Genomic DNA, 24,194 nt, shown 5'->3' on the forward strand with positions numbered 1-24,194 from the left:
CCGGCACTAGGAACAGACGGAATGCAGGCCGATATTATCGAGTGGCAGCCCCCTCCTCACCATGAGGGGGTGCCACGCAACGAAAGCAGAAACGGCGTCGCCCGTGACAAAATCGTCGAACCGGGCTGGCATTTTTAAATCGATTAGATTATGAAATCGACAACCTCGAGACTTAGAAAGTGCAAGGCATGAGCAGCCAGATCATCCCCGTGGAACCCTTTGACTATGTCGTCTTCGGCGGCACCGGCGACCTTGCTGAGCGCAAGCTGCTTCCGGCCCTCTACCACCGCCAGATCGAAGGCCAGTTTACCGAACCGACCCGCATCATCGGCGCCTCGCGCAGCGCGCTGACCCATGAGGAATTTCGCACCTTCGCCCGCGACGCCCTGAAGGAATTCCTGAAGGAAGGCGAATATGACGATGCCGAAGTGGCAAAGTTCCTGGCCCGCCTGTTCTATGTGTCGGTGGATGCCAAGTCCGATACCGGCTGGGATGTGCTGAAAAAGCTGCTGGATGATGGCAAGGATCGCGTTCGCGCCTTTTATCTGGCCGTCTCGCCGGCTATTTTCGGGGCGATTTCCGAAAAGATCCGCGACCACAAGCTGATCACCAAATCGACCCGCATCGTCGTGGAAAAGCCGATCGGCCGCGACCTTGCCTCGGCACTCGACCTCAACGACAATATCGGCAAGGCGTTCAAGGAAGAGCAGATCTTCCGCATCGACCATTATCTCGGCAAGGAAACCGTTCAGAACCTGATGGCGCTGCGCTTTGCCAATGCGCTCTACGAGCCCCTGTGGAATGCCCAGTATATCGACCACGTGCAGATCACGGTGGCCGAATCCGTCGGCCTTGAGGGCCGCGCCGGCTATTACGATACCGCCGGCGCCCTGCGTGACATGGTGCAGAACCACATCCTTCAGCTTCTCTGCCTTGTTGCCATGGAAGTGCCGTCCTCGATGGATTCGGAGGCCGTGCGCGACGAAAAGCTGAAGGTGCTGCGCGCGCTGAAGCCGATCACCGCGGCCAATGCCGAACTGATGACGGTGCGCGGCCAGTACCGCGCCGGTGCGTCTGCCGGCGGCCCGGTCAAGGGCTATCTGGAAGAGCTGGAAGGCGGCGTCTCCAACACGGAGACCTTTGTCGCCATCAAGGCGGAGATCAACAACTGGCGCTGGGCGGGCGTTCCCTTCTACATCCGCACCGGCAAGCGGCTGGCAAGCCGCATGTCGGAAATCGTCATCACCTTCAAGCCGATCCCGCACAACATCTTCGATCCGGCCGCCGGCCGCATTTCGGCCAACCAGCTGATCATCCGGCTGCAGCCGGACGAAGGCGTCAAGCAGTCGCTGATGATCAAGGACCCCGGCCCGGGCGGCATGCGCCTGCGCAACGTTTCGCTCGACATGAGCTTTGCCGCGGCCTTCAACGTGCGCAATCCCGATGCCTACGAGCGCCTTCTGATGGACGTCATCCGCTCCAACCAGACGCTGTTCATGCGCCGCGACGAAGTGGAAGCGGCGTGGAAATGGGTGGATCCGATCCTCAAAGCCTGGGAAGCCACCGGCCAGCTGGCGCAGGGCTATACTGCCGGCACCTGGGGTCCGAGCCAGGCGATTGCGCTCATCGAGCGTGACGGCCGCACCTGGCACGAGGGTTGATGCCGATGAGCGCACATCTTCATAGCTTCGCCGATGCCGAGGCGCTGGCAGCGCAACTGGCGATCGACGTCTCGATGGCCTTGTCGCAGGCGATTGCCGCGCGCGGCTCCGCCTCGCTGGCCGTCTCCGGTGGCTCCACGCCCAAGCGCTTCTTTGAGGCGCTGTCTTCGCGCGATATCGCCTGGGACCGGGTGACGGTAACGCTGGTGGACGAGCGTTTCGTGCCGGCGGACAATCCGCGGTCCAACCATCTGCTGGTTACGACCCACCTTCTGAAGGACAAGGCGGCAGCGGCGATCTTCCTGCCGCTCTATGCTGACGTGGCGTCTGCCCTCCAGGCCGCCGCCATTGCCACGGACCGCACGGCCGATATCGGCAATCCCTTCGATGTGGCAATCCTCGGCATGGGAACCGATGGGCACACCGCCTCGTTCTTCCCAGGCGGCAACCATCTGGAACGTGCCATTGCGGCAGACACGCCGCGCGGCGTGATGACCATGGATGCCGATGGTGCCGGCGAAGAACGCCTGACCTTTACCTTCACAAGCCTTTCCAATGCGCGCCTTCTCATTCTGCATATCGAAGGCGAGCAGAAGAAGGAGGTTCTGGCGCGTGCGCAAAGTGGTTCAGACGAGCTGGACATGCCGATCCGCGCCGTGCTGAACCGGGCGCAATCCGACCTCGAAATCTACTGGGCCCCCTGAGCGGAGCCCGCACCGGCGCTGCAGCCTGCGGCGCCGGTTGCAACGCAAACCTTTAAAACCGGCGGGCACTCCCGGCCCGCCGCGTCGATTTATGGAGATTGGCCATGGCTGCCCATTCGAGCATCGAAGCGATCACCGCCCGCATAGTCGAGCGATCAAAGCCGCACCGCGAGGCCTATCTCGGCCGCGTGCAGAAGGCGATTTCGAAGGGCGTTCACCGCTCCACGCTCTCCTGCGGCAACCTCGCCCATGGCTTTGCCGTCTGTTCCCCCGCCGAGAAGGACGCGCTGGCCGGCGACGTCGTTCCCAATCTCGGCATCATCACCGCCTATAACGACATGCTGTCCGCCCACCAGCCCTATGAGCTCTTTCCGCAGATCATCCGCGATGCTGCGCGCGAGGCGGGCGGCGTGGCGCAGGTGGCAGGCGGCGTGCCGGCCATGTGCGATGGCGTGACGCAAGGCCAGCCGGGCATGGAGCTGTCGCTGTTCTCGCGCGATGCGATTGCCATGGCCGCCGGCATCGGCCTTTCCCACAACATGTTCGATTCCGCCGTCTATCTCGGCATCTGCGACAAGATCGTGCCCGGCCTCGTCATTGCAGCGCTGACGTTCGGCCACCTGCCGGCGATCTTCATTCCGGCCGGCCCGATGACCTCCGGCCTGCCCAACGACGAAAAATCCCGCATCCGCCAGCTCTACGCCGAAGGCAAGGTCGGCCGCGCCGAACTGCTGGAAGCTGAATCCAAATCCTACCACGGCCCCGGCACCTGCACATTCTACGGCACGGCCAATTCCAACCAGATGCTGATGGAGATCATGGGCTTCCACATGCCCGGCGCCTCCTTCGTCAATCCCGGCACGCCGCTTCGCGAGGCGCTGACCAAGGAAGCCGTGAAGCGGGCGCTCGCCATCACCGCGCTCGGCAACGAGTTCACGCCGGCCGGCGAAATGATCGACGAGCGCTCCATCGTCAACGGCGTCGTTGGCCTGCATGCGACCGGCGGCTCGACCAATCACACGCTGCATCTCGTTGCCATGGCGCGCGCGGCCGGCATCCACCTGACCTGGCAGGATATTTCCGAACTGTCGGACGTGGTGCCGCTGCTCGCGCGTGTCTATCCGAACGGCCTTGCCGACGTGAACCATTTTCACGCGGCCGGCGGCATGGGCTTTTTGATCAAGCAGCTCTTGAAGACCGGCCTTGTGCATGACGATGTGCGCACCGTGTTCGGGCAAGGGCTGGAAGCCTATACGGTCGAGGCCAAGCTCGATGAAAAGGGCGCCGTAGTGCGCGAAAAAAGCCCGGAAGTCAGCGGCGATCCAAAAGTGCTCTCCACCATCGACACGCCGTTCCAGTCGAATGGCGGGCTAAAAATGCTGCACGGCAATCTCGGCAAGGCGGTGATCAAGATTTCCGCCGTCAAGCCGGAGCGCCACGTCATCGAGGCCCCGGCGATCGTCTTCAACGGCCAGCAGGAGCTGCAGGACGCCTTCAAGCGCGGCGAGCTGAACCGGGATTTCGTCGCCGTCGTGCGCTTCCAGGGTCCGAAGGCAAACGGCATGCCGGAACTTCACCGCCTCACGCCGCCGCTCGGCGTGCTGCAGGATCGCGGCTTCAAGGTGGCCCTCGTCACCGACGGGCGCATGTCCGGCGCGTCGGGCAAGGTGCCGGCCGCCATCCATGTGACGCCGGAAGCCTCAGACGGCGGCGCGATCGCAAAGATCAAGGACGGTGACATCGTGCGCCTCGACGCCGTGAACGGCACGCTGGAAATTCTGGCCGATGCCACCGAATTCGCCGCCCGCCCGCTGGCCGACGTCAATCTGGACGACAACGAGTTTGGAATGGGCCGCGAACTCTTCGCCCCCTTCCGCCGCCATGTGGGACCGGCAGACGCTGGCGCGAGCGTGTTTTTCGGGTGATCCTCGAGGAACGACAGGACGCGTGACGGGTCGCAAGACCAACCGGCACGAGGCTGCAGCGACCGGCTGTCGATGACGGCCGGTCGAGTTCCGTCGAAACGGCACCACCGGTGTCGACAAGGAGATGACGCATGTTCACCCATGTCATGATCGGCAGCAACGACCTGGAAAAATCCAGGGCCTTCTACGACGCCACCTTCGTGGCCTTGGGCGGCAAGCCCGGCGAGATGGATGCCCGCGGCAGGCTGATCTATCTCCACGAGGGCGGCCGCCTGATGATCACCAAGCCAATCGACGGCAAGCCGGCGACGGCGGCAAACGGCGGAACGATCGGTATCGCCGCGCAAAGTCCGGCCTATGTCCTTGCCTGGCACGACGCCGGCGTCATGCATGGCGGCACCTCGATCGAGAGCCCGCCCAGGGAGCGTCCCAACGGCGCATTCGTCGCCTATCTTCGTGATCCTGACGGCAACAAACTTTCCGCGCGTTCGCAACCGACGAAATGAACCGGCCGGGCGGGGCCTGCATCCCCGGCGAGGCGGTGTTAGGCTCCAAAGCCTTCAGGCAGAATGGTGACGGTGAGGCTGGCAACAGGATTAGCCCTGGCTGCGCATGAACTCGGAGAAATGCGCTGCCCTGAAATCCAGCTGCAGCCACGTCAACCGGTCAGCCCCTCACCAGCTCCTCACATCCAGCTTCTTGTCACGATGCGCCGGATGCGTCGAGAAGATAAAGATGCGGTCGAGTTCCTTCTGCGTCAGCAGGCGCAGGAAACGGACGTCGATCGTGTTGTTGGTGTTGGTGCGCATGAGGATGCAGCCCACTTTCATGATGCGGGCGTCGGGGATATCCAGCACGAACTCGTTGGGCAAATTGTACTGCGTCAGAAGCGCCAGCACGGCGCCGCTCATGGAGATGCGCACCACGTCGCAGCGGCGCGACGCCATGTGCATGACGTGCTTTTCGGTATATTCGATGCGTGCGGCGTTCATCGTGTCTTCCATGCGAAACCGCGTCTCGCGATCATACATGAAGGACTCTTCCCGTTTGAGGTAGTTTTTCGGGTGAACGGTCATCGCGGCCTCGGACATGAACTTTCTGGACGCGATGAGCTTAGAACTGGAAGCTTAATAGAGCGTATGAAGAATAGCTTCAGAATCCGCGGCCCTGTCAGATACGATCGATCTGATAGTCCTCACAGCCAGAGCGCAGCCTCTCCGGACGTCAGCACCGGAAGCGGAGAAAGCGCCATTTGCAGCCCGCCGAAGGAGATTATCGGACAGGCTGTCAGCGGCGATAGGTCTGGCCGTCGGCATCGAAGAGATGCATCTTGTCCTCTGTCGCGGTAAAGCGCAGCACGGAACCTTTCTCCGCCTTGAAGATGCCGGGGATCTTGGCAATGATCGGCTCTTCGTCCGAAAGACCGTCGATGTAGAGCAGCGTCACTTCGCCGAGCGCTTCCACGATCGCAACTTTTCCTTCGAAGAGATAGGCATCGCCCGTCGTCACCGTCAGGTCTTCCGGGCGGATGCCGAAACTTGCGGCCTTGCCCTTTTCCGATGAGGCCGTTGCCACCGGCACCGAGACGGTGGTGCCGCCACGAAGCTCGATGCCGGTCTTTTCGCCGGTCTCCTTGATGGTCGCCGGGATGATGTTCATGGCCGGCGAGCCGATGAATTTTGCAACGAAGAGGTTCTTCGGCCGCTCATAAAGTTCAAGCGGAGCACCGACCTGTTCGATGCGGCCGGCAGACAGAACCACGATCCGGTCCGCCAGCGTCATCGCCTCCACCTGGTCATGCGTGACATAGATCATCGTCGTGTCGGGCATGCTCTCGTTAAGCTTGGCGATCTCGATGCGGGTGGCGACGCGCAGCGCCGCATCAAGGTTGGACAGCGGCTCGTCGAACAGGAACACCTTCGGATCGCGGCAGATGGCGCGCCCGATGGCCACGCGCTGGCGCTGGCCGCCCGACAGCGCCTTCGGCAGGCGCTCCAGATATTGCGTGAGCTGCAGGATTTCGGCGGCGGCGCGCACGCGCCGGTCGATCTCCTTGCTGCTTTCCTTGGCGATGCGCATGCCGAACGCCATGTTGTCGTAGACCGTCATGTGCGGATAGAGCGCATAGGACTGGAAGACCATGGCGATGCCGCGCTTGGAGGGCGGCACCTCGTTGACCTTCTGGCCATCGATCAGCATGTCGCCGGAGGTGATCTCCTCAAGGCCGGCGATCATGCGCAGCAGCGTGGATTTTCCACAGCCGGACGGTCCGACAAAGACGATGAATTCGCCCTGGGCGATGGTGAGATCGATGCCATGCAGCACCTTCACCTGCCCATAGGCCTTGCGAACATCCTTCAGAACCAGTCCGGCCATGTGTCTCTCCCCTTTTTCTTGGTGTCAGCCGCGGCGGGCGAAGAAGGCGCCCCAGGCCGGCAGGTTTATGGTGTTGGCCTCGGCCACGCTGTCGAAGCCATGGCCCTCCAGCACGGTCCAGTCGCCCTCCGGAAGGTCGGCCGCGACAGGCTCGGCGCTCATGTTGAAGAGGCAGAGCACCGTCTCGTTGCCGAGGCTTCGCTCATAGCCGAGCAGATTGCCATGGACTGGCAGGAAGCGGATCTCGCCCTTGGCGAAGGCCGGGTGCTGGCGGCGGAAGGCGAGGAAGCGGCGATACTGTTCCAGAACCGAGGACTGATCGCCCTGCTGCACGTTGACCGCGCGGATCTGGTGCTCGACCGGGATCGGCAGCCACGGCTTTTCGGCGCTGGAAAAGCCGGCCAGCACCGCATGATCGTCCCACACCATCGGCGTGCGGCAGCCATCGCGGCCCTTGAATTCCGGCCAGAACTGGATGCCATAGGGATCCTGCAGGTCGCCATAGGCGATATCGGCCTCGGTAAGACCCAGTTCCTCGCCCTGATAGATGCAGACGGAACCGCGCTGAGTCAGAAGAATGGCGGCAAGCAGCTTGGCAAAGGCATCGCGGTCATGCACGTCGGCGCCCCAGCGGCTGACATGGCGCACGACGTCATGGTTCGAAAAGGCCCAGCAGGCCCAGCCCTCGGGTGCCGCGGCGGCAAAGGCATGCTGCACTTCGGCCACCCGTTCGGCCGTCAGCATGTCGGGGGCGAGGAATTCGAAGGCATAGCACATCTGCATCTTGTCGCCGCCGGACGTGTATTCGCCGACGATTTCCAGCCCGCGCTGGCTGTCGCCCACTTCGCCGACGGCGGCAATCGCCGGAAACTCGTTCAGCACGGCACGGAAGCGCTTGAGGAATTCGAGGTTTTCCGGACGGTTCTTGTCGTAGATGTGTTCCTGGAAATTATACGGATTGACGGCCGGCGCGGTGGACGCATTGCGCCGTTCCGGCGCCAGCGCCGGGTTGTCGCGCAGCTCCTTGTCGTGGAAGTAAAAGTTGATCGTGTCGAGGCGGAAACCATCAACGCCGCGCTTCAGCCAGAAGCGCACCACATCCAGCAGCGCGTCCTGCACCTCGGCATTGTGCAGGTTCATGTCCGGCTGCGAGGTCAGGAAGTTGTGCAGGTAATACTGCATGCGGGTCGGATCCCAGGCCCAGGCCGACCCGCCGAAAATCGACAGCCAGTTGTTCGGCGGCGTGCCATCCGGCTTGGCGTCTGCCCACACATACCAGTCAGCCTTCGGATTGAAGCGGCTGGAGCGGCTTTCGATGAACCAGGCATGCTGGTCGGAACTGTGGGAGATGACGAGATCGATCATCACCTTGATCTTCAGGCGATGGGCCTCGGCAATCAGCGCGTCGAATTCCGACAGCGTGCCGAACATGGGATCGACGTCGGCATAATTGGAGACGTCATAGCCAAAGTCCTTCATCGGCGACGGGAAGAAGGGCGAGATCCAGATCGCATCGGCACCGAGCGCTGCAATATGCGGCAGGCGCGCGGTAATCCCCTTCAGGTCGCCGACGCCATCGCCGTTGGAATCCTGGTAGGAGCGCGGATAGATCTGGTAGATGACCGCGCCGCGCCACCAATCGGCATCCGGCGTTTCGATCGTCTGGGAAAGTGCAGTCATTGCAATATAACCTTGAAAGAGAAGTGCTCAGCCGCCCTTGACGGAACCCGCCAGAAGACCGCGCACCAGATAGCGTTGAAGAGCGAAAAACACCAAAAGCGGCACGATAATGGTGATGAAGGCCGATGCCGTGAGGATTTCCCAGTTGCCGCCGCGCGAGCCCAGGAGGGCATTCAGGCTGCCCGTCAGCACCAGCTGGTCGCGCCCGGTCCCTAAGAACACGATGGCGATCAGAAGGTCGTTCCACACCCAGAGAAACTGGAAGATGGCAAAGGAAGCCAGCGCCGGAAAAGACAGCGGTAGCACGATCTTCACAAAAATCTCGAAATCCGACGCGCCGTCGACGCGGGCGCTTTCGATGATTTCCTTCGGCAGGCCGGCGATGTAATTGCGCAGCAGATAGACGGCGAGCGGCATGCCGAAGGCCGTATGGGCAAGCCAGATGCCGGCATAGGTCTTCGAGGAGGTGCCGAAGAAACTGCCGACCTCGTTATAGAGCCGCAGCAGCGGAATGAGCGACATCTGCAGCGGCACGACGATGAGGCCGACGACCAGCGCAATGATCAGCGTGCGGCCGGGAAAATGCATCCAGGAGAGCGCGTAAGCGGCAAAGGCGGCAATCAGGATCGGGATGATCGTCGCCGGGATCGTCACCGTCAGCGAGTTGATGAAGGACTGGCCAAGGCCTTCCGCATTCACCACCGTGCGATAATTGTCGAAGGTAAAGGCCGGCGGTGTCGCAACCGAGAGATAGATGCGCTTGCCGCGCGATCCCTCGAACGGCGCGTTCTTCGAGTAGACATAACTGCCATCGGGCTTGACGGTGAGCGTCTCGCCATCGCCGAGGTCGGCCGGCTTATCAGCCGGAAAGGCGGAAGGCTCCTGCACGCGCACGCCGAAAGCTCTGACCGTTCCCCCCTGCCCGCCTTCGAAGACGGAGCCGGTGATGACGTAATTGGCCCCTTCCTGGCGTGCGGTCGACGGATCGCCGAGCCGCCCGGCGCTGGTCTGCGTCGAACTGCTGAAGGCCGTCCACCAGCCGGACGTGGTGATCTGGTCCTTCTGGCGCACGGAGGTAACCAGGATGCCGAGCGTCGGCACCAGCCAGAGGATGGCGATCAGAAGAACGGACAGATGCACGATGAGGCGCGGAAGGCCGACGCGACGGATGCGGCTTGCAATGCTTGCCATCTCAGTGACCTCCCTGCTCGCGGTTGGCCTGGCGGATGTTCCACACCATGATCGGCGTGACGGCTGCCATGATGATGAGGGCGATGACGGCACTTCGGCCGCTGTCGCCACCGCCGCGGAACATCCAGTCGAACATCAGGTTGGCAAGCACCATCGTGTTCCACTGGCCATTGGTCATGGTCAGCACGATGTCGAAGACCTTGAGGACGAGAATGGTGATGGTGGTCCAGACGACGGCGATCGTGCCCCAGATCTGCGGCACCATGATCTTCCAGAAGATCTGCCAGCCATTGGCGCCATCGATGACGGCGGCCTCGATGGTTTCCTCCGGAATGCCGCGCAGCGCCGCCGACAGGATCACCATGGCAAAACCGGTCTGGATCCAGATGAGGATCACCATCAGGAAGAAATTGTTCCAGAAGGGCATGGCGATCCACACTTCCGGATCGCCGCCGAAAAAGGTGACGATGGCGTTCAGCAGCCCGATCTGCGTCTGCCCAGCACCGCGATATTCATAGATGAATTTCCAGATGACGGAGGCGCCGACGAAGGAAATCGCCATCGGCATGAAGACGATGCTTTTGGCGATATTGCCCCACCAGATGCGGTCCGTCAGCACCGCGATGACAAGGCCGAAGAAGGTGCAGGCGGCCGGCACAACGGCAAGCCAGAGGATGTTGTTGAAGATCGACTGGCGGAAACCGTCATCGAAGAAGGCCCAGCGGTAATTGGCAAAGCCGACAAAATTGACGCCGGAGCGGTCGTAAAAGGACAGGATGAAGGTGGCGATCACCGGATAGACGAGATAGACGGCCAGCAGCAGCAGCGCCGGGCCGAGAAACAGCCAGGGGCGCACCGTGGCGCGGCGGTTCAGATTGCGTGAGGCCGCGATCACATCGCCATCGCGCACCGGCAGGGCAAGGTTCAACAGCTTGTCGGACAGCCAGTAATAGAATGCGCAGGCAAAGACGCCGACGATCATTACGCCGACAGCCGAGACGATCTGCGATGCCATGTTCCCTCCTCGACGGTCCTGCCCTGGACCCGGCTTGATGCCGCTTGATTGTTTTCAGGCAAGGCACGCCGCCGTTCCTTTCGAACGGCGGCGCCTTTGATGGCGATTACTTCAGGCCGTCCCAGGCCTTCTGGATGTCGGTGCCCACCTGCTCGCCGGACTTGCCGCCGACGAAATCGACCATGCCGGTCCAGAAGGCGCCGGCACCGATCTTGCCGGGCATCAGGTCGGATCCGTCGAAGCGGAAGGTGGTGGCGGTGGAGAGGATCTCGCCCTGCTTCTTCAGCGCATCATTGGCATAGGCCTCGACATTCACGCCCTTGTAAGGGGTGAGGAAGCCGGACTGGGCCATCCACACTTCATGGGCGATCGGCGTCTTCAGGAATTCGACAAAGGCCTGGGCGGCCGGAGAATCCTTGGTAATGGCGACCAGCGTGCCGGCACCCAGAACCGGCGTGCCAAGCTCAGGCTTGGAGGCATAGGTCGGCATGTAGAAGAAATCGGCATCTGTGCCGAGCTTGGTGCCTTCGGGGAAGAAGGTCGGGATGAAGGAGGCCTGGTGGTGCAGGTAGCATTTCGGCGGAATGCCGAAGAGGCCCTTCGGGCTGTCGCGGAAGTCGGTCGAGGCAACCGCGGCCACGCCGCCCGACACGTACTTCTCGTTCTTGGCAAACTTGCCGAATTCCTCGATGACGCTCACGACCTTCGGGTCGTTGAACTTCAGCTCGTTCGAGACCCATTTGTCATAGGTGTCGCCGGTGTTCATGCGCAGCATCAGGTCTTCCACCCAGTCAGTGGCCGGCCAGCCGGTGGCACCGCCCGAACCGAGCCCGATGCACCAGGGCGTGCCGCCATCCTTGACGATCTGGTCGGAGAGCTTGAACAGGTCCTCCATCGTCTTCGGCACCTTGTAGCCGGCTTCCTCGAAGTTTTCCGGCACGTACCAGACCAGCGACTTCAAGTCGGCCTTGTAGGGGAAGGCGAAGAAGGCGTCCTTGCCGTCCTTGCCCTTGTAGGTGCCAAGCTTCACCCAGCTGTCGCCGGCGCCGTAGTTGGTCTTCACCCAGTCGGCCGTGCCGGCCTTCAGCGGCGCAAGGAGACCCTTGGAGGCCAGATCCTGCAGGAGGCCCGGCTGCGGCAGGATGGCGATATTGGGCGCCGATCCGGCCTGCGTGTCGATGACGATCTGCTGCTCGTAGTTTTCCGAGGAGGAATACTGTGCATTGGCGCCGGTCACATCGTTGAAATAGGCCAGCACGCTCTTGAACAGGATTTCGTCGTCGCCGCGCCAGGGACCGAAGATGGTCAGTGCCTGCCCCTTGATGTCGGCATGGGCGGCCTTAAAATCTTCATAGCTTTTCCAGTTGAACTTCGCGTCCTTACCCGGCGCAAACTTCAAGTCTGCAGCGACAGCGGATGTAAAAGCCAGCGAAAATACAGCAACGCCTGCCAGTAATATTGATTTCACGTCGGAATCCTCCCTTTTCGATTGAATCGTCTTCCTGCCCGGATCCTTCCAAACGCCTCCAAAGCGCTTTGAGTGGCAGGAAGCCATGGCCACAGCCCCGAAGTCAAGGGGGTTTTTCAAATGTCTATCAGATACGCAAATTGTGTATTGAGTTGGCGCAAAGGTGAGAAAAGTCCAGTTTTGCGTTTCCGCCAAATAGATGCACTGATACAGTCCGAAGCGCTTTGAGCGCGGCTTGCGGGAGACAGCCGCCTGGGACGGAGAATTAAAGGGTCGTGAACCTCAAACAATTGTCTGAATTGCTCGGCCTGTCGCAGACGACGATCAGCCGTGCCCTCAACGGATATCCGGAGGTGAATGCCCAGACACGGCTTCGCGTGCTGAAGGCGGCTCAGGAGACCGGTTACCGGCCCAACCGCGCCGCGCGACGGCTTGCCACCGGCAAGGCCGGCTCCATCGGCCTCATCATGCCGATTGCGTCGGAACAGTCGGCCGACATCCATTTTGCTGAATTCCAGCGCGGCCTTGCGGATGAATGCCTGGCGCACGAATTTCATTTCGTCATCATGCCCTCCCAGCCGGACGAGGAGGAGCAGGCGATTCGCGGCCTCGTCTCGAGCGGCAGCGTGGATGCCTATTATCTGGCCTATATGCGCCCGCGCGACAGCCGCATCGCCATGGCGAAATCGCTGCCGACACCGTTCATCGTCCATGGCCGCTCGCTCGGCCTTGCCGAAGATTACCCTTACGTGGATGTGGACAACGAGCGGGCCTTTCGCGAGGCAACCGAGCTTCTGCTGGATCTCGGCCATCGCCGCTTTGCGCTGATCAACGGGCCGGCGGATCTGGATTTTGCCATCCGCCGCCAGATCGGAGTGGAAAAGGCGCTGGCCGCGCGCGGATTGAGGCTTGCGCCGGCCGCCATCAGCAACACGCTGATGACCGATGCCAGCGGCTACCGGCAGATGGAGACGATCCTGCGCGGCGAGGTGCGCCCGACGGCGGTGCTCTGTGCCAGCACCGTTCTGGCGCTCGGGGCCGTGCGCGCCATCAACCAGGCGGGACTGGTGCTCGGGCGCGACATTTCCCTGATCGCCCATGACGACGACCTGATGCTGCTGAAGCCGGAAAATTTCATCGTGCCGCTCACCACGACCGGCTCATCGCTGCGCGACGCCGGCCGGCGCATTGCCGAGCGGCTGATCACGGCGGTGGCAAATCCGGATGCCGACATGCCGATTGCCGAATTGTGGACGGCGGAACTGGTGGTGCGCGCCTCGACGGGCCGCGCACCGGGGTGAACCTCATACCCAGCAGAGCTTCCTTCACTTGACATCCCCACATGTTGCTTGTTGCTTCTCGGGATGACGAGAACTGGGTGGCGAGCACAACAGAAAAGCTATGAAAAACGAACTATTTCGTTCCTTCGGTTGGGGCATGTCTTTGGGCATGTTAGTCGGCGCAGGAATCTGCATAACCGGCCTTGTCATAGCGACAGATTTTTGGACGATGGCGTCTGCAACTTTGTGTTCAACGGAAGAGAAAAACTGCCTTCGGGACTGGATATCCGCGTCGAGCGGCTGGGTAGCTGGCGTAGTTACACTCATTGCACTTGGACCAGTCATTCTTCAACTTCGCGAACTCAAGCGACAGACGATGTTTTCAATTGGCGACGAGCGGCCAGAAATCGAAATATGGACCAATAATAACTATGGAGTGTACAGATTTAGAATCGTTAATTGGAACCGGCGCGCCTTTATCATCCAGAAGGTGAAGTGGACAAGCGAAGTTGATTTCCAAGCGATGCCTGAGCTTTTGGTTGGTAAAGAGATTGTGGGCGGTGACGCGCAGGCGGAAAGTCATATTCCGATAGACCAAGACGGCAGATTGGCTCAGTGGGTAGCGATCGATGGATGGGAAAATCGAGGTCTTCCGCCAAATGTAAAACGCTTCTGGCAGATAGCGCGAACGGATCCTCAACAGCTAAACCTTCCGCCCGGATCTAACACGCGTGCGAAGATTGAGGTTTCCGGGGTGCTTGGTGGGGGTCACAACAAGCCGGTTGCAATAACGGCAGAGGTGCCTACTCTGATTGATTTGATACCAAATAGAGGCGGTCCTGGGGCGCAAGGTACTTTGCCAGCCAAAAGAAGTCGCAAAACCTGACAGAAGGATCAAGCATCTAGAGGGCGACGCGCATCTGAAAAATCGCGATACCTTCTGAAGCCCACAGCAATCTTTCGATAGCCGCTGCCGCGCTCCAACCCTTGGGGTCAACGCATATTTTCTTGCACCAAACTAAAAACGCAGGGCTGCAATCACAAAGTCGGGACCGGACGGCCAAGCGCGCGGCAGGCGGCAATCACGGTATTGGCCATCAGCATGGCGATCGTCATCGGCCCGACACCGCCCGGCACAGGCGTGATGGCACCGGCAACATCGAGGGCTTCGTCAAAGGCGACATCGCCGACAAGGCGTGTCTTGCCCTCGCCCTTTTCCGGCGCATCGACGCGGTTGATGCCGACATCGATGACGGTGGCGCCGGGCTTCACCCAATCGGCCCTCACCATCCGGGCACGTCCAACGGCCGCCACCAGAATATCGGCGTTCCGGCAGACGGCGGCGAGATCCTTCGTGCGCGAATGGGCCATGGTAACGGTGGCATTGGCGGCGAGCAGCAGCAGGCCCATCGGCTTGCCGAAGAGGTTGGAGCGGCCGATCACGACGGCGTTGAGGCCGGACAGATCGTCGCCGTGCTGGTTGCGCACCAGAACCATGGCGCCGGCCGGGGTGCAGGAAATCAGCCCGCTTGAGAGATCGCCGCTCGCCACCTTGCCGGCATTGACGACGTTCAGGCCATCGACATCCTTTTCCGGGCGGATGGACTGGATGACCGGCTCTGATTTGAGGTGGGCCGGCAGAGGTAGCTGCACCAGAATGCCATGCACGGCAGGATCTGCATTGAGCTTGGCCACAAGCTGCTCGAGCTCCTCCTGCGTGGTGTCCTCGTTGAGCGTGAACTGCATGGAATGGAAACCGCACTGCTTTGCCATGCGCCCCTTGGCGCCGACATAGGCGTGGCTTGCCGGATCATCGCCGACGATGACGACGGCAAGACCGGGCTTCACGCCCACCTCCGCCTCAAGCTTTGCCGCCGCCTGGGTCACGAGATCGGTGACGGCTGCTGCCGACTGTTTTCCATCGATGATCTTCGCCACGCGCATGTCTCCTCAAAGGGTCCGGGTCGACGCCTGCCGCAGCCCCCACGGCCATAGCCGGCAGGCCGAGCCCGGCCGGCTCGTTCGCCAAACGCCCTATGCTGTCAAAACGGCGATTGCAAGGGCATGGACCCGTCTTTTGGCCGACAGGAGGAGATGGTGCCTGGCGCCGTTTCAGGCGCTGGTCCGCAGCGGCGGGAAGAAGAGGAAGGGGAGCGGCCGGTCGGCTGGCCGGCGCCGGCTATCGCCGGGCGCAGGCGCCAAACAGATCGCTGCACAGAAGAATGAGCCCGTGGGGGCGCAGGTCCGGATTGCGCGCCATCTGGCGTTCGGCCCCATAGCCCGCACCGTCGATGAGAAGAAGATCGGCACCGGTTGCCTGATCCGGCGAACCGAAAGCGGTCTCAGGGCGCCAGCCGGCAAGCTCCTTCGTCCGGGCCATGCTGACCTCATGCCACGGCGCATGGGCACGGATAAAGCGACGCGTCGCCTCCAGCCGCCGCGGGTTTGCGCCGGCAAGCAGGATGCGGCGGGGTTCCATGAAGGTCAGGAGCGAGGAGACGACCTCGGCCGGCCCGAAGGTATCGACCGGGCGGCGCGTGGCAAGCGACAGCATCGCGGCCACCGTGCCATCGGCCGGCAGAAGCATGCGCGCCGACCCGGCGTCGCGGGCGGCAGGATCGATCATCGCGCGGCAAAGACCTGCAAGCGTGAGGAAGCCGACGGTGCGGCTATTGCCGCGGGCGCGGGCTGCCGCATCGAGCACCAGAAGCGTTTCGCCCCACGACTGGGCCGCAAAGGCAAGCCCCAGGAGGTGGGGGGAATGCGGCAGGCGCTCGCGGGCAAGGCCGCTTGTCCGGACGCTGGAACTATCTTTTCGAGTTTGCGTGGACTCGAAAGGCAGACCGGAGAGATGGTCCCAGGCATGAAGTTGACGCGGCATGAAGCACCTGACATTCGTTGCTGACTGGCAGCAGCAATATCAGGCGGCACTAAAACTGCATTTAAGCAAACACGTCGAATCCGAACGGTCGGATTCGACTTTCGTTAAGACGAGGCTGAGCGCAGGATCTTCACCCGCAACGCGCCAAAAATCAGTGGCCGCTTTTGGGCGCTGCAACCGGTGCCACGCCTTCGACGATCTTCGTCGGCGCCACCTGCTTGCCCTGCGGGCGATCGGCATTGGCGCGGATATCGTCCTTGGAGAGGTAATCGATCTGCTCGACCAGCGGCTCCAGCACATACTCCTCCCCCAGCTTCTTGTTGAGGTTGGTCTTGATGCTGGTCTTGAAGCTTTCCAGATCAAATGCCTTGGTGTCCGACAGGTCCACCATGCGATTGCCGACCAGAAGCGTGAACAGCTCGTCGGTCATCATTTCGGTCATGGGCAGATGCAGGCCCTTCACCTTCGCCTTGTCCATGAGAAAGGAGATGCGAGTGATGAAATAGCCCTGCACGGCGCCGTTGGCGAGGACGGGCACGTTGATCACCTCGCCCTTCACCAGTTCGGACTTGTCCTTCATCAATTGCTGCTCATCCACCGGCGGCGGCGGGGCCGACATTTTCACGGAGAAATAGACGGCGCCCAGCGACACGGCACAGACCCACAGACCGGTGATAACGAGCTTAATCATCAGGTTTCGCTGTAGTAGAATTGTTCTTGGGTATAGGTGCCGTCGCCATCGGCGTCGCGCACGGCGTTCTTCAGAAGGTCGGCGACGGTGCGCACGGCGTTCAGATGGGCTTCCACCCGCCGGGCATTCAGCGCCAGCTTCACCTTCAACGCATGCATCTGCTCGATATGGTTGACGGCCAGCTCCTGCGGGCTCGTGCTGCGAAACAGCATCGTCAGCTCATAGAGGCAGCGGCTCTTGTGCGCGTTCGAGACCTTGAGGTCGAACTGCGGATCCTTGCCGATCCGTTCATTCTCGTTGTCGACGATCATCTCCAGCCGGCCAAGCACCGTCTTGATACGATAATCGTTGGAGATCACTTCCATGTTTTCGCTTCCGCTATGCTGCATTGTCACGCCTCGCCCCGTTCTGCCGGTGCAAGGTCGAATACCTTACGTTCAAAGTCGTTGATCATGGAGAGCGTCCGGCTGCGATCATTCTCATCGGTCTTGGCATTGACCTGACCTTCGCTGCGGGCCTTCTGCAGCGCCTGCGAATAGACCTGTTCGGCAATGCCGACGCCGCCACTCTTGGAGATCTGGTTGGCGATCTGCTCCGACATCATGCTTTTCCAGAAATCGCCTGCCGAGCCCTTGCCGTAGACCTGTTCGCTGTCGCTCGGCATCATCGAGTTGACGAAGGTCTGCAGGACCGAGGCCTCGAACTTGCGATATTCCTCGGGCATTTCGGCGGACTTCGCCTTCACATCGGCGCGATGGACATTCGCCTTGCTTTCCGGTCCGTCAAGCAGATCCATGGCAAGGCCAAAGCCTGGCACGGCAGAGGCAACGCTTTTGGCGGCAAAGGCCGCGCGGCTTGCCATCAATTTCGCCTGGGCCGCCTGAACATCGCTCGGGTCTGCGGCGCGCAGCACGTCGAGCACGAGGTCACTGGGAGGAGAGATCGCCACGTGAGCTTCCTTTCATCTGAATGGCGCCACTATGCGGATCGAAGCTTGCTGCAGGCTGGCGTGGCGGCACCTTCGCAAAAAGCCGCGGCCCCAATCGACAGCCCTGGCTTGAGCCGGGCATTATCCCTTGATTTCAATAGATATTTTCAGCCGCAGCGCAGACATCGCCTTTACAGTCCCGGTGGCCCGGCGCGCAAAAATGCCCGCAGAAGTTCGGCCAGGGTGACGCTTGCCAGCCAACGGCCGCGCGAATCGGACACAATGTCAGAACGGCTTTGCCTTGCCGGGCAACAGGGTCATTTCCAGAAGATCGTAGATGGCGTTGTCGTCGCGCTCCCGGTCTTCGTCCATGCGCGCATCCTTCATGTGCTCCTCCAGCCGGTCGCCCTTGGTGCGCTCGCGGATGACGCGCGCCTCCAGCACCTGCTGCACGCCGGCAAGCTGCTTGTCCTTGATCATCAGCCGGCCGAAGCGTTCGGAATAATTGCGAGAGAACTGCATGTGCAGCGGCGTCATCGAGCCGATGGCCTCGATGACCAGATCCATCTGCTGGCCGACTTCGACGCGCTGCACGCTGGTTGCGGCCAGTTCGCCTTCGGCCATCTTTTCAAGATGCCGCTGCACGGCAACGAGCCGTTTGAGCTTCCTGGATCTTGGTTGTCCGCCGCCTGCCATGCCTGCCTCAGAAGGAGTTGAAGACCGCGGGGAAACCGTCGGAAAACTGCCGCATCATCGCGGCGATGGCCAGATACAGCATGAAAATGCCGCCGGTGATCAGATAGGGCGTCGAGATGAAGTAGACCGGGATCTGCGGCGCAAGCTTATTGACGAGGCCGATCGCCACGTTGAACAGCAGGCCGTAGATCAGGAAGGGGCTGACAAGGCGCAGCATGATCGAGGTCGAGGCCCGCAGCGTGTCGGTGAGCGTGATCAGCATCTTCTGCGGCTCCACCAGCGCGCCGACCGGCGTCGCCTTGTAGGAATCGATCAGCGCGTGAAACACCATGTGGTGGAAATCCATGATGAACAGCAGCATCAGCCCGGAAAAGGTGAGAAGGCTGGTAACCGACGATTCCGACGTATCCTCAAGGATGTCATGGCCGCCGGGTGCGGTAAAACCGATCGACATGCCGAGAATCGCACCGGCATATTGCAGGCCCAGCACATAGACGCGCGCGATCATGCCATACATCACGCCGACCAGCGTTTCAGACGCGATGAGGCCGATATAGGTGGCGGGCGGTGCCGAGGCATTCGGATAGACGCTGTCCCAGATGACGGGAAGGATGGCCATCGACACGGCAATCGCCACCATCAGGCGGATATTGGTCGGCAGGCGGGCGCTCGAAAAACCCGGCAGGGTCAGAATGCAGCCGCCCATCCGGCAGAAAGCCAGGAAAAGCGCCAGCATGATCCCCTGCGGGTCTGTAATCATGAAATCGAGCCCAATATCTTGATGTCGAGCCCCTTGGCGAGTTCCACATGCGACAGCACGGGAAGCGTCGAGAACAGGCGTTCGATGATCATGCGCACATAGGACCGTGTTTCGGGAGAGGTGACAAGCACGAAAGGCAGGCCGCGGTCCATGAATTCACGGATAACCTTGGCGGCCTGCTCGCTGAACTCCTCGAGCGCACGCGGATCGATGTCGAATTCCACCACCTCGCCCTTGGGATCGCGCTTCAGCGCCTGGTGGAACAGAAGGTCCCACTTGCTGCCGAGACGCAGCACGCGCAGCACGCCGTTGTCGGCCAGGTCGCCGCAGAGCTGCTGGGCCATGCGCACCCGCACATGCTCGACGATCTGTTCGGTCTTTCTGACATGCGGGGCCAGTTCGGCCACGGCTTCCAGGATGAGATGCAGGTTGCGAATGGAGACACGCTCGGCCAGCAGCAGTTTCAGCACCGCCTGCAGGCCCGAGTAGGACATGTGCGAGGAGCAGATCTCGTCCGCCAGCTTCTTGTATTCCGGGTCCATCCGGTCGATCAGCACCTTGACGTCCTTGTAGGACAGAAGCTGCGGCAGGTTGTTGCGGATGACTTCCGAAAGATGCGTGAGCACGACGGAGACATTGTCGATTGGGTGGAAACCCTCGCGCTTCAGGTCGTCGGCAAAGGCTTCGAGGATGGAGACTGCCGGCATGCCGAAGGCGGGTTCGCGGATCTCGTCGCCGGGAATGCTCGGCTTGCGACCGGAACCGGTCACGACAAGCACATCGCCGACGCGCAGCGAATTGGAGGCGATCGTCGTGCCGTGGATGCGGATCTGGTAGGATTTCTCCGGGATCGAGATATCGTCGGCAACCTTGATCTCGGGCACGACGAAACCATACTGCGTGGCAAACTTCTTGCGCATCTTGCCCACGCGGAAGGCCAGTTCCTGGTGCGCGCCGAGAAGCCGCGTCGAGACCTGCTTGCCGAGCGCCAGCTCGATCTCGGCGGTCTTCAGCATCGACTTGACGGAATCCTTCTCGGCTTCCTTCGTCTGGATGACCTTCTTTTCTTCCGTGTCGCGGCGCTGCTTGTTTTCCGCCTCGAGGCGACGCGGCACGATCCAGGCGCCAAATGCCATGATGCCGCCGAGCGTGACGAAGGGCAGGAACGGCAGGCCGGGAACGAGCGCCAGGATGCCCATCAGAGAGGCCGCAAGCGAGAGCGCGCGCGGATAGCCGCCGAGCTGGTCGATGACGGCCTTGTCGGCGGTGCCCGCCGTGCCGCCGCGCGAGACGAGGAGACCGGCCGCAAGCGAGACGACAAGGGCGGGGATCTGCGAGACGATACCATCGCCGACCGACAGCTTGACGAAGACGTCAGCGGCCTGGCCGATCTCCATGCCATGGCGGAAATAGCCGATGATGATGCCGCCAAACACGTTGATGGCGGTGATGAGGAGGCCGGCGATGGCATCGCCGCGCACGAACTTGGAGGCACCGTCCATGGCGCCGAAGAACATGCTTTCCTCTTCCAGCTCGCGGCGGCGGCGCTGCGCCTCCTTCTCGTCGATGATGCCGGCCGACAGGTCCGCATCGATCGACATCTGCTTGCCGGGAATGCCATCGAGGGTAAAGCGCGCGCCAACTTCGGCAATACGCGTCGCACCCTTGGTAATGACGATGAAGTTGACCGTCACCAGGATCATGAAGACGATGACCCCGATCAGGAAGTCGCCGGACATCACCAGCGAGGCAAAGCCCGAAATCACGCCGCCGGCGGCATTGTGACCCTCATGTCCATGGCTGAGGATGACGCGGGTCGTCGCGATATTGAGCGACAGGCGGATCATCGTTGAAATCAGAAGAATGGTCGGGAAGGACGAGAAATCCAGCGGCCGCTCGATCCACAGCGCCACCATCAGGATCAGCACCGAAAAGGCGATGGAGAACGCCAGTCCCATGTCGATGAGGAAGGTCGGGATCGGCAGGAACAGGATGCACAGGATGGCAATGATGCCAAGGGCAAAGCCGATATCCCGGCCGTTCGGGGCGACCTTGGGAATGGAGAGTGAGGGTGGTTGCGCCATGGGTTCCGTCTCTTCATGAGAAGGCGGCGCAACGAGGGTCACGCCAGTTCATCGCAACCCTAGAGAACGAAGCTTGCGCGAGGATGGCTGATCACGCAGGAGACGGCATGGCGCCAGAGAAGCGAGGGCGCCGGGTCAGAAACCCGATTGCACGCGGGAAAAGACGAGCTGCGAGAACAGATAGATCTGGCTGCCAATGAACGGCGCCGACAGGCCGACGGCGAGGAGAATGGCAACGATCTTCGGCACGAAGGTGAGGGTCATTTCCTGGATCTGGGTCAGCGCCTGAAGAAAGGCGATGGCGACGCCGACGACCATGGCCGCCAGAACCGCGGGGCCGGAGGCGATGAGGACCGTCCTCATCGCCGCCTGCATGATTTCCAGCGCATCGGCTTCATTCATTGAGCCATTCCTTCCCTGACTGATTCAGGCCCGATGGAATCGGGGACGAGTGATCACTTGCTTGTATCGCTCGAACCGCCCGACGTCGAGGATTCCGTGTCGGTGATCGGACCGTTCGACAAGATGACGCCGGCCTGCATGAGCACCTTGTCGCCGCTTTCGGTGACGGCGATGAGGCCGTCCGAATAGACCTGCGCTTCCTTGATCTTGCCGGTCACGGTGTCGTCGGCGCTCTTGACATACTTGCCGACCAGATCGCCGGCGCGGGTGAGCGCCTCGGCCTGCAGCATGCTCTTCAGATGCGTGTTCGTCTGAATGCTCTGCTCCACCTGCGAAAACGACGCCAGCTGCGAGATCTGCTGGGACGCATCCATCGGGCTGGTGGGGTCCTGGTTCTTCATCTGGGCAATGAGCAGCTTCAGGAAGCTGTCATAGTTGAGGTCCGCCTTGTTCTTGTCACTCGAAGACGCGCCGGCATTGGACCAGGGGTTGGAGGCCGCAGTCGTCGTCGTGGTGGTGTTGGTGGTGACTGCGTCTACCGCCATGGTGCGATCTCCCGGCGGATCTGCTCGACCGTCGCCGGCGTCATTTCCTGGCTGTTGAGGATGCGGTCTTCGATGGCATAGAGGCCGCGGATGGCCTTCAGGGCATCGAAGGCGCGGCCGCTGGCGACCATGGCATCGACGCGCTTCAGTTCGGCCAGAACCTCGTCATCGTGGAAGCAGGAGATCAGCATGGTGATCGACTTGCGGAACATCGCCAGCGACTGTTCCTTGCCTTCCGGGTTGATCAGCATCATCTGCGCGATGAAGTAAAGCTGACGCAGCGGCGTGGTGGCGTCTTCGAGCTGGAGAACGTGGTTTTCCAGCAGGAAGGTGACGTCGTTGAGAAACTCCAGCGCGACCTTGCGGTCCACCCGCAGAACAGCGCCGTTGATGAAGATTCGTTCGCCGGATTTCAGCGAGATGCGCAGTGTACTTTTCATTTAAGTCCATCCCTGATGATGGTTGTCACGTCGATGATGCCCTGGAAGTTGTCGGACTGGCGGCGCCTGATGCGTTCGCATTCCTTGAGGATCCAGAGGGCAATGGAGATCAGATTGGCCCGGAGTTCGACATTCAGTTCGTTCTCCGGCTGGCGCAGGTCCTCGATGAACCTGATCCAGACGCGCCGCGTATAGAAAAGCGCCTCGATCGTCTGGCGTCCGTGCGGCGGCGCATCACGCGCCGCTTTCATCAGGTCGATCGACCTTTCGAGGGCCTGCCGCTCACGGGACTTGGCGTCGGCGACGTCGTCCTCCATGACCTCGGCATATGAAAACTGGTACATTCATGTATCCTTCATTTTCACCAACCTCCCCCATTCATCAGAGGAAGTTCACAAGGCTCAATTTCTGAATTCGCGAGGTCAGCGTGTAGGCGGCTTCGAGAAGCGCCTGCAGCGAGGTCACGCGGGTGGATGCTTCATAGGCATCGATGCCCTGAAGCGAGTTCAGATGCGTTTCGATGATGGTTTTCTGTGCTTCGAGCGTATCGTCCGCCTGCTTGACGCGCTGGGAGGACAGACCGATGTCGGAGCGCTGGCTGTTGATGCCGGAAATCGCCTTGCCGATGGCGGCGGTGGATTTCTCCACCACGACGCTGCGCACGTTTTCCGGCATTTGCTCCGTCAGGAACTTGCTGGACACGACGGAGGCAAACATGAAGTTGCGGAAACCGGTGCTGTTGGCATTGGTCGAGGTGGCCACCACTTCCGTCGAGCTGATGCGCGTCGTCATGTTGGTGTCGCTCGCATCCGACACGAAGCTCGACCAGAAGTCCTGACCGCCCATGCCCGTATGGGGTGGATCGGTCAGTGTCGTGGTGCCGTCGAACTTACCCTGCAAATCGGTGAGGAAACCTTGCATCTGCGCCGGCGTCATGGTGTTGACTGACGCAATGCCGTTGCTGGACATGTAGAAGTTCAGCTCCGTATCCACCGCCGCCTGGAAGGGCGAGCCGGCCGCGGTATAGGAGGTGAGCGGCTTCACATCGGTATTGGTGCCGGAAAACAGGTATTCACCGGTCACCGACGTGTTGGCCATATCAGTGAATGTGTCCATGGCGCTGGTGATCGTGGCGCGCGCGTCACCGAGCGTTGAGGTGCTGTTGGTGAGTGCGGCCAGCGAGTCGAGCACTTTCTGGCTGACATCGGCCATCTTCGACAGCGCTTCCTCCGACGAGTTCAGGCGCTGCTCGGCAATCGAGTTCGTCGTGAGCTGACCTTCGATGCGCATCACGTCGCGGCTGAGATCGATGCTGCGGGAGGTGCTTCCGCCGAGCGCCACGCCCATGTCGGCATGCACGCCGGTCGTGACCTCTTCGTTGGCCTTGACCAGATCGGATTGCGCCTTGGACATGGCCTGGCGAAGGCTTGTCTGGATGGAAACGCTTGAGCTGAAAGACGTCTTCAT

General features: G+C 61.3%; 25 protein-coding genes. 6 read left to right on the forward strand and 19 right to left on the reverse strand.

What is annotated here, in order from left to right; genetic code table 11:
• The first annotated feature begins 188 nt into the window (after nucleotides 1-188).
• The 4 genes from zwf (at nucleotide 189) to J2858_RS04605 (ending at nucleotide 4,796) form a co-directional block, all read left to right on the forward strand.
• Nucleotides 189-1,661 carry a glucose-6-phosphate dehydrogenase gene (zwf, locus tag J2858_RS04590; protein WP_210103528.1) on the forward strand — a complete coding sequence of 491 codons (1,473 nt, stop codon included), beginning with the start codon at nucleotides 189-191 and terminating at the stop codon, nucleotides 1,659-1,661.
• A gap of 5 nt (nucleotides 1,662-1,666) precedes the next feature.
• Nucleotides 1,667-2,365 (forward strand): 6-phosphogluconolactonase, encoded by a 699-nt coding sequence (pgl, locus tag J2858_RS04595; RefSeq protein ID WP_210103529.1) that lies wholly within the window; start codon nucleotides 1,667-1,669, stop codon nucleotides 2,363-2,365.
• A 104-nt stretch (nucleotides 2,366-2,469) separates the two neighbouring features.
• A complete protein-coding gene (gene edd, locus J2858_RS04600; protein ID WP_210103530.1) occupies nucleotides 2,470-4,290 on the forward strand; it encodes a phosphogluconate dehydratase in 1,821 nt (606 codons plus the stop codon).
• 131 nt (nucleotides 4,291-4,421) lie between these two features.
• On the forward strand, nucleotides 4,422-4,796 hold the full coding sequence (locus J2858_RS04605; protein WP_210103531.1) for a VOC family protein: 375 nt from the start codon (nucleotides 4,422-4,424) through the stop codon (nucleotides 4,794-4,796).
• A 168-nt stretch (nucleotides 4,797-4,964) separates the two neighbouring features.
• Here J2858_RS04605 and J2858_RS04610 read toward each other — a convergent pair whose 3' ends face one another.
• The 6 genes from J2858_RS04610 to J2858_RS04635 all read right to left on the reverse strand — a co-directional run bounded on the left by J2858_RS04610 (nucleotide 4,965) and on the right by J2858_RS04635 (nucleotide 12,020).
• Nucleotides 4,965-5,321, reverse strand: a complete 357-nt coding sequence (locus J2858_RS04610; protein ID WP_210104142.1) for a hypothetical protein — start codon at nucleotides 5,319-5,321, stop codon at nucleotides 4,965-4,967.
• 256 nt (nucleotides 5,322-5,577) lie between these two features.
• Complete coding sequence (locus J2858_RS04615; RefSeq protein ID WP_210103532.1) at nucleotides 5,578-6,666, reverse strand: ABC transporter ATP-binding protein; 1,089 nt, start codon at nucleotides 6,664-6,666, stop codon at nucleotides 5,578-5,580.
• Nucleotides 6,667-6,690: 24 nt separating this feature from the next.
• Complete coding sequence (locus J2858_RS04620; RefSeq protein WP_210103533.1) at nucleotides 6,691-8,346, reverse strand: alpha-glucosidase family protein; 1,656 nt, start codon at nucleotides 8,344-8,346, stop codon at nucleotides 6,691-6,693.
• A 27-nt stretch (nucleotides 8,347-8,373) separates the two neighbouring features.
• Nucleotides 8,374-9,537 carry a carbohydrate ABC transporter permease gene (locus J2858_RS04625; protein WP_210103534.1) on the reverse strand — a complete coding sequence of 388 codons (1,164 nt, stop codon included), beginning with the start codon at nucleotides 9,535-9,537 and terminating at the stop codon, nucleotides 8,374-8,376.
• 1 nt (nucleotide 9,538) lies between these two features.
• Nucleotides 9,539-10,552, reverse strand: coding sequence for a carbohydrate ABC transporter permease (locus J2858_RS04630; RefSeq protein ID WP_210103535.1), 1,014 nt, complete (start codon nucleotides 10,550-10,552; stop codon nucleotides 9,539-9,541).
• A 106-nt stretch (nucleotides 10,553-10,658) separates the two neighbouring features.
• A complete protein-coding gene (locus J2858_RS04635) occupies nucleotides 10,659-12,020 on the reverse strand; it encodes an ABC transporter substrate-binding protein (protein WP_210103536.1) in 1,362 nt (453 codons plus the stop codon).
• 275 nt (nucleotides 12,021-12,295) lie between these two features.
• Here J2858_RS04635 and J2858_RS04640 point away from each other — a divergent pair, with 275 nt between their 5' ends.
• Nucleotides 12,296-13,321: a LacI family DNA-binding transcriptional regulator gene (locus J2858_RS04640; protein ID WP_210103537.1), complete on the forward strand. Its 1,026-nt coding sequence runs from the start codon at nucleotides 12,296-12,298 to the stop codon at nucleotides 13,319-13,321.
• 100 nt (nucleotides 13,322-13,421) lie between these two features.
• Nucleotides 13,422-14,186: a hypothetical protein gene (locus J2858_RS04645; RefSeq protein WP_210103538.1), complete on the forward strand. Its 765-nt coding sequence runs from the start codon at nucleotides 13,422-13,424 to the stop codon at nucleotides 14,184-14,186.
• 152 nt (nucleotides 14,187-14,338) lie between these two features.
• On the opposite strand, the gene folD is transcribed toward J2858_RS04645, so the two are convergent.
• From folD to J2858_RS04710, 13 genes are all read right to left on the reverse strand, one after another.
• Nucleotides 14,339-15,238 (reverse strand): bifunctional methylenetetrahydrofolate dehydrogenase/methenyltetrahydrofolate cyclohydrolase FolD, encoded by a 900-nt coding sequence (gene folD / locus J2858_RS04650; RefSeq protein ID WP_210103539.1) that lies wholly within the window; start codon nucleotides 15,236-15,238, stop codon nucleotides 14,339-14,341.
• 241 nt (nucleotides 15,239-15,479) lie between these two features.
• Nucleotides 15,480-16,181 (reverse strand): hypothetical protein, encoded by a 702-nt coding sequence (locus J2858_RS04655; protein WP_210103540.1) that lies wholly within the window; start codon nucleotides 16,179-16,181, stop codon nucleotides 15,480-15,482.
• Between the two features lie 151 nt (nucleotides 16,182-16,332).
• Nucleotides 16,333-16,872, reverse strand: coding sequence for a hypothetical protein (locus J2858_RS04660; RefSeq protein ID WP_210103541.1), 540 nt, complete (start codon nucleotides 16,870-16,872; stop codon nucleotides 16,333-16,335).
• Nucleotides 16,872-17,237: a hypothetical protein gene (locus tag J2858_RS04665; protein WP_210104143.1), complete on the reverse strand. Its 366-nt coding sequence runs from the start codon at nucleotides 17,235-17,237 to the stop codon at nucleotides 16,872-16,874. Before J2858_RS04665 ends, J2858_RS04660 begins: the two co-directional genes overlap by 1 nt.
• A gap of 26 nt (nucleotides 17,238-17,263) precedes the next feature.
• Nucleotides 17,264-17,821, reverse strand: coding sequence for a rod-binding protein (locus J2858_RS04670; protein WP_210103542.1), 558 nt, complete (start codon nucleotides 17,819-17,821; stop codon nucleotides 17,264-17,266).
• A gap of 264 nt (nucleotides 17,822-18,085) precedes the next feature.
• The gene (locus J2858_RS04675) at nucleotides 18,086-18,496 is read right to left on the reverse strand and encodes a hypothetical protein (protein ID WP_210103543.1); all 411 of its coding nucleotides are present in this window, start codon (nucleotides 18,494-18,496) and stop codon (nucleotides 18,086-18,088) included.
• Nucleotides 18,497-18,503: 7 nt separating this feature from the next.
• A complete protein-coding gene (gene fliR / locus J2858_RS04680; protein WP_210103544.1) occupies nucleotides 18,504-19,256 on the reverse strand; it encodes a flagellar biosynthetic protein FliR in 753 nt (250 codons plus the stop codon).
• On the reverse strand, nucleotides 19,253-21,340 hold the full coding sequence (gene flhA / locus J2858_RS04685; RefSeq protein WP_210103545.1) for a flagellar biosynthesis protein FlhA: 2,088 nt from the start codon (nucleotides 21,338-21,340) through the stop codon (nucleotides 19,253-19,255). The genes fliR and flhA overlap by 4 nt, the downstream gene beginning before the upstream one ends.
• Nucleotides 21,341-21,475: 135 nt before the next feature.
• Nucleotides 21,476-21,742, reverse strand: a complete 267-nt coding sequence (gene fliQ, locus J2858_RS04690; protein WP_210103546.1) for a flagellar biosynthesis protein FliQ — start codon at nucleotides 21,740-21,742, stop codon at nucleotides 21,476-21,478.
• Between the two features lie 53 nt (nucleotides 21,743-21,795).
• Nucleotides 21,796-22,287: a flagellar hook assembly protein FlgD gene (flgD, locus tag J2858_RS04695; protein WP_210103547.1), complete on the reverse strand. Its 492-nt coding sequence runs from the start codon at nucleotides 22,285-22,287 to the stop codon at nucleotides 21,796-21,798.
• Nucleotides 22,278-22,727: a flagellar biosynthesis repressor FlbT gene (gene flbT / locus J2858_RS04700; RefSeq protein ID WP_210103548.1), complete on the reverse strand. Its 450-nt coding sequence runs from the start codon at nucleotides 22,725-22,727 to the stop codon at nucleotides 22,278-22,280. The genes flgD and flbT overlap by 10 nt, the downstream gene beginning before the upstream one ends.
• The gene (gene flaF, locus J2858_RS04705) at nucleotides 22,724-23,071 is read right to left on the reverse strand and encodes a flagellar biosynthesis regulator FlaF (RefSeq protein WP_210103549.1); all 348 of its coding nucleotides are present in this window, start codon (nucleotides 23,069-23,071) and stop codon (nucleotides 22,724-22,726) included. Before flaF ends, flbT begins: the two co-directional genes overlap by 4 nt.
• A gap of 37 nt (nucleotides 23,072-23,108) precedes the next feature.
• Nucleotides 23,109-24,194: a flagellar hook-associated family protein gene (locus J2858_RS04710; RefSeq protein ID WP_210103550.1), complete on the reverse strand. Its 1,086-nt coding sequence runs from the start codon at nucleotides 24,192-24,194 to the stop codon at nucleotides 23,109-23,111.

Origin of the sequence: Neorhizobium galegae (assembly GCF_017877135.1) — a bacterium.
Lineage (GTDB): Bacteria > Pseudomonadota > Alphaproteobacteria > Rhizobiales > Rhizobiaceae > Neorhizobium > Neorhizobium galegae_A.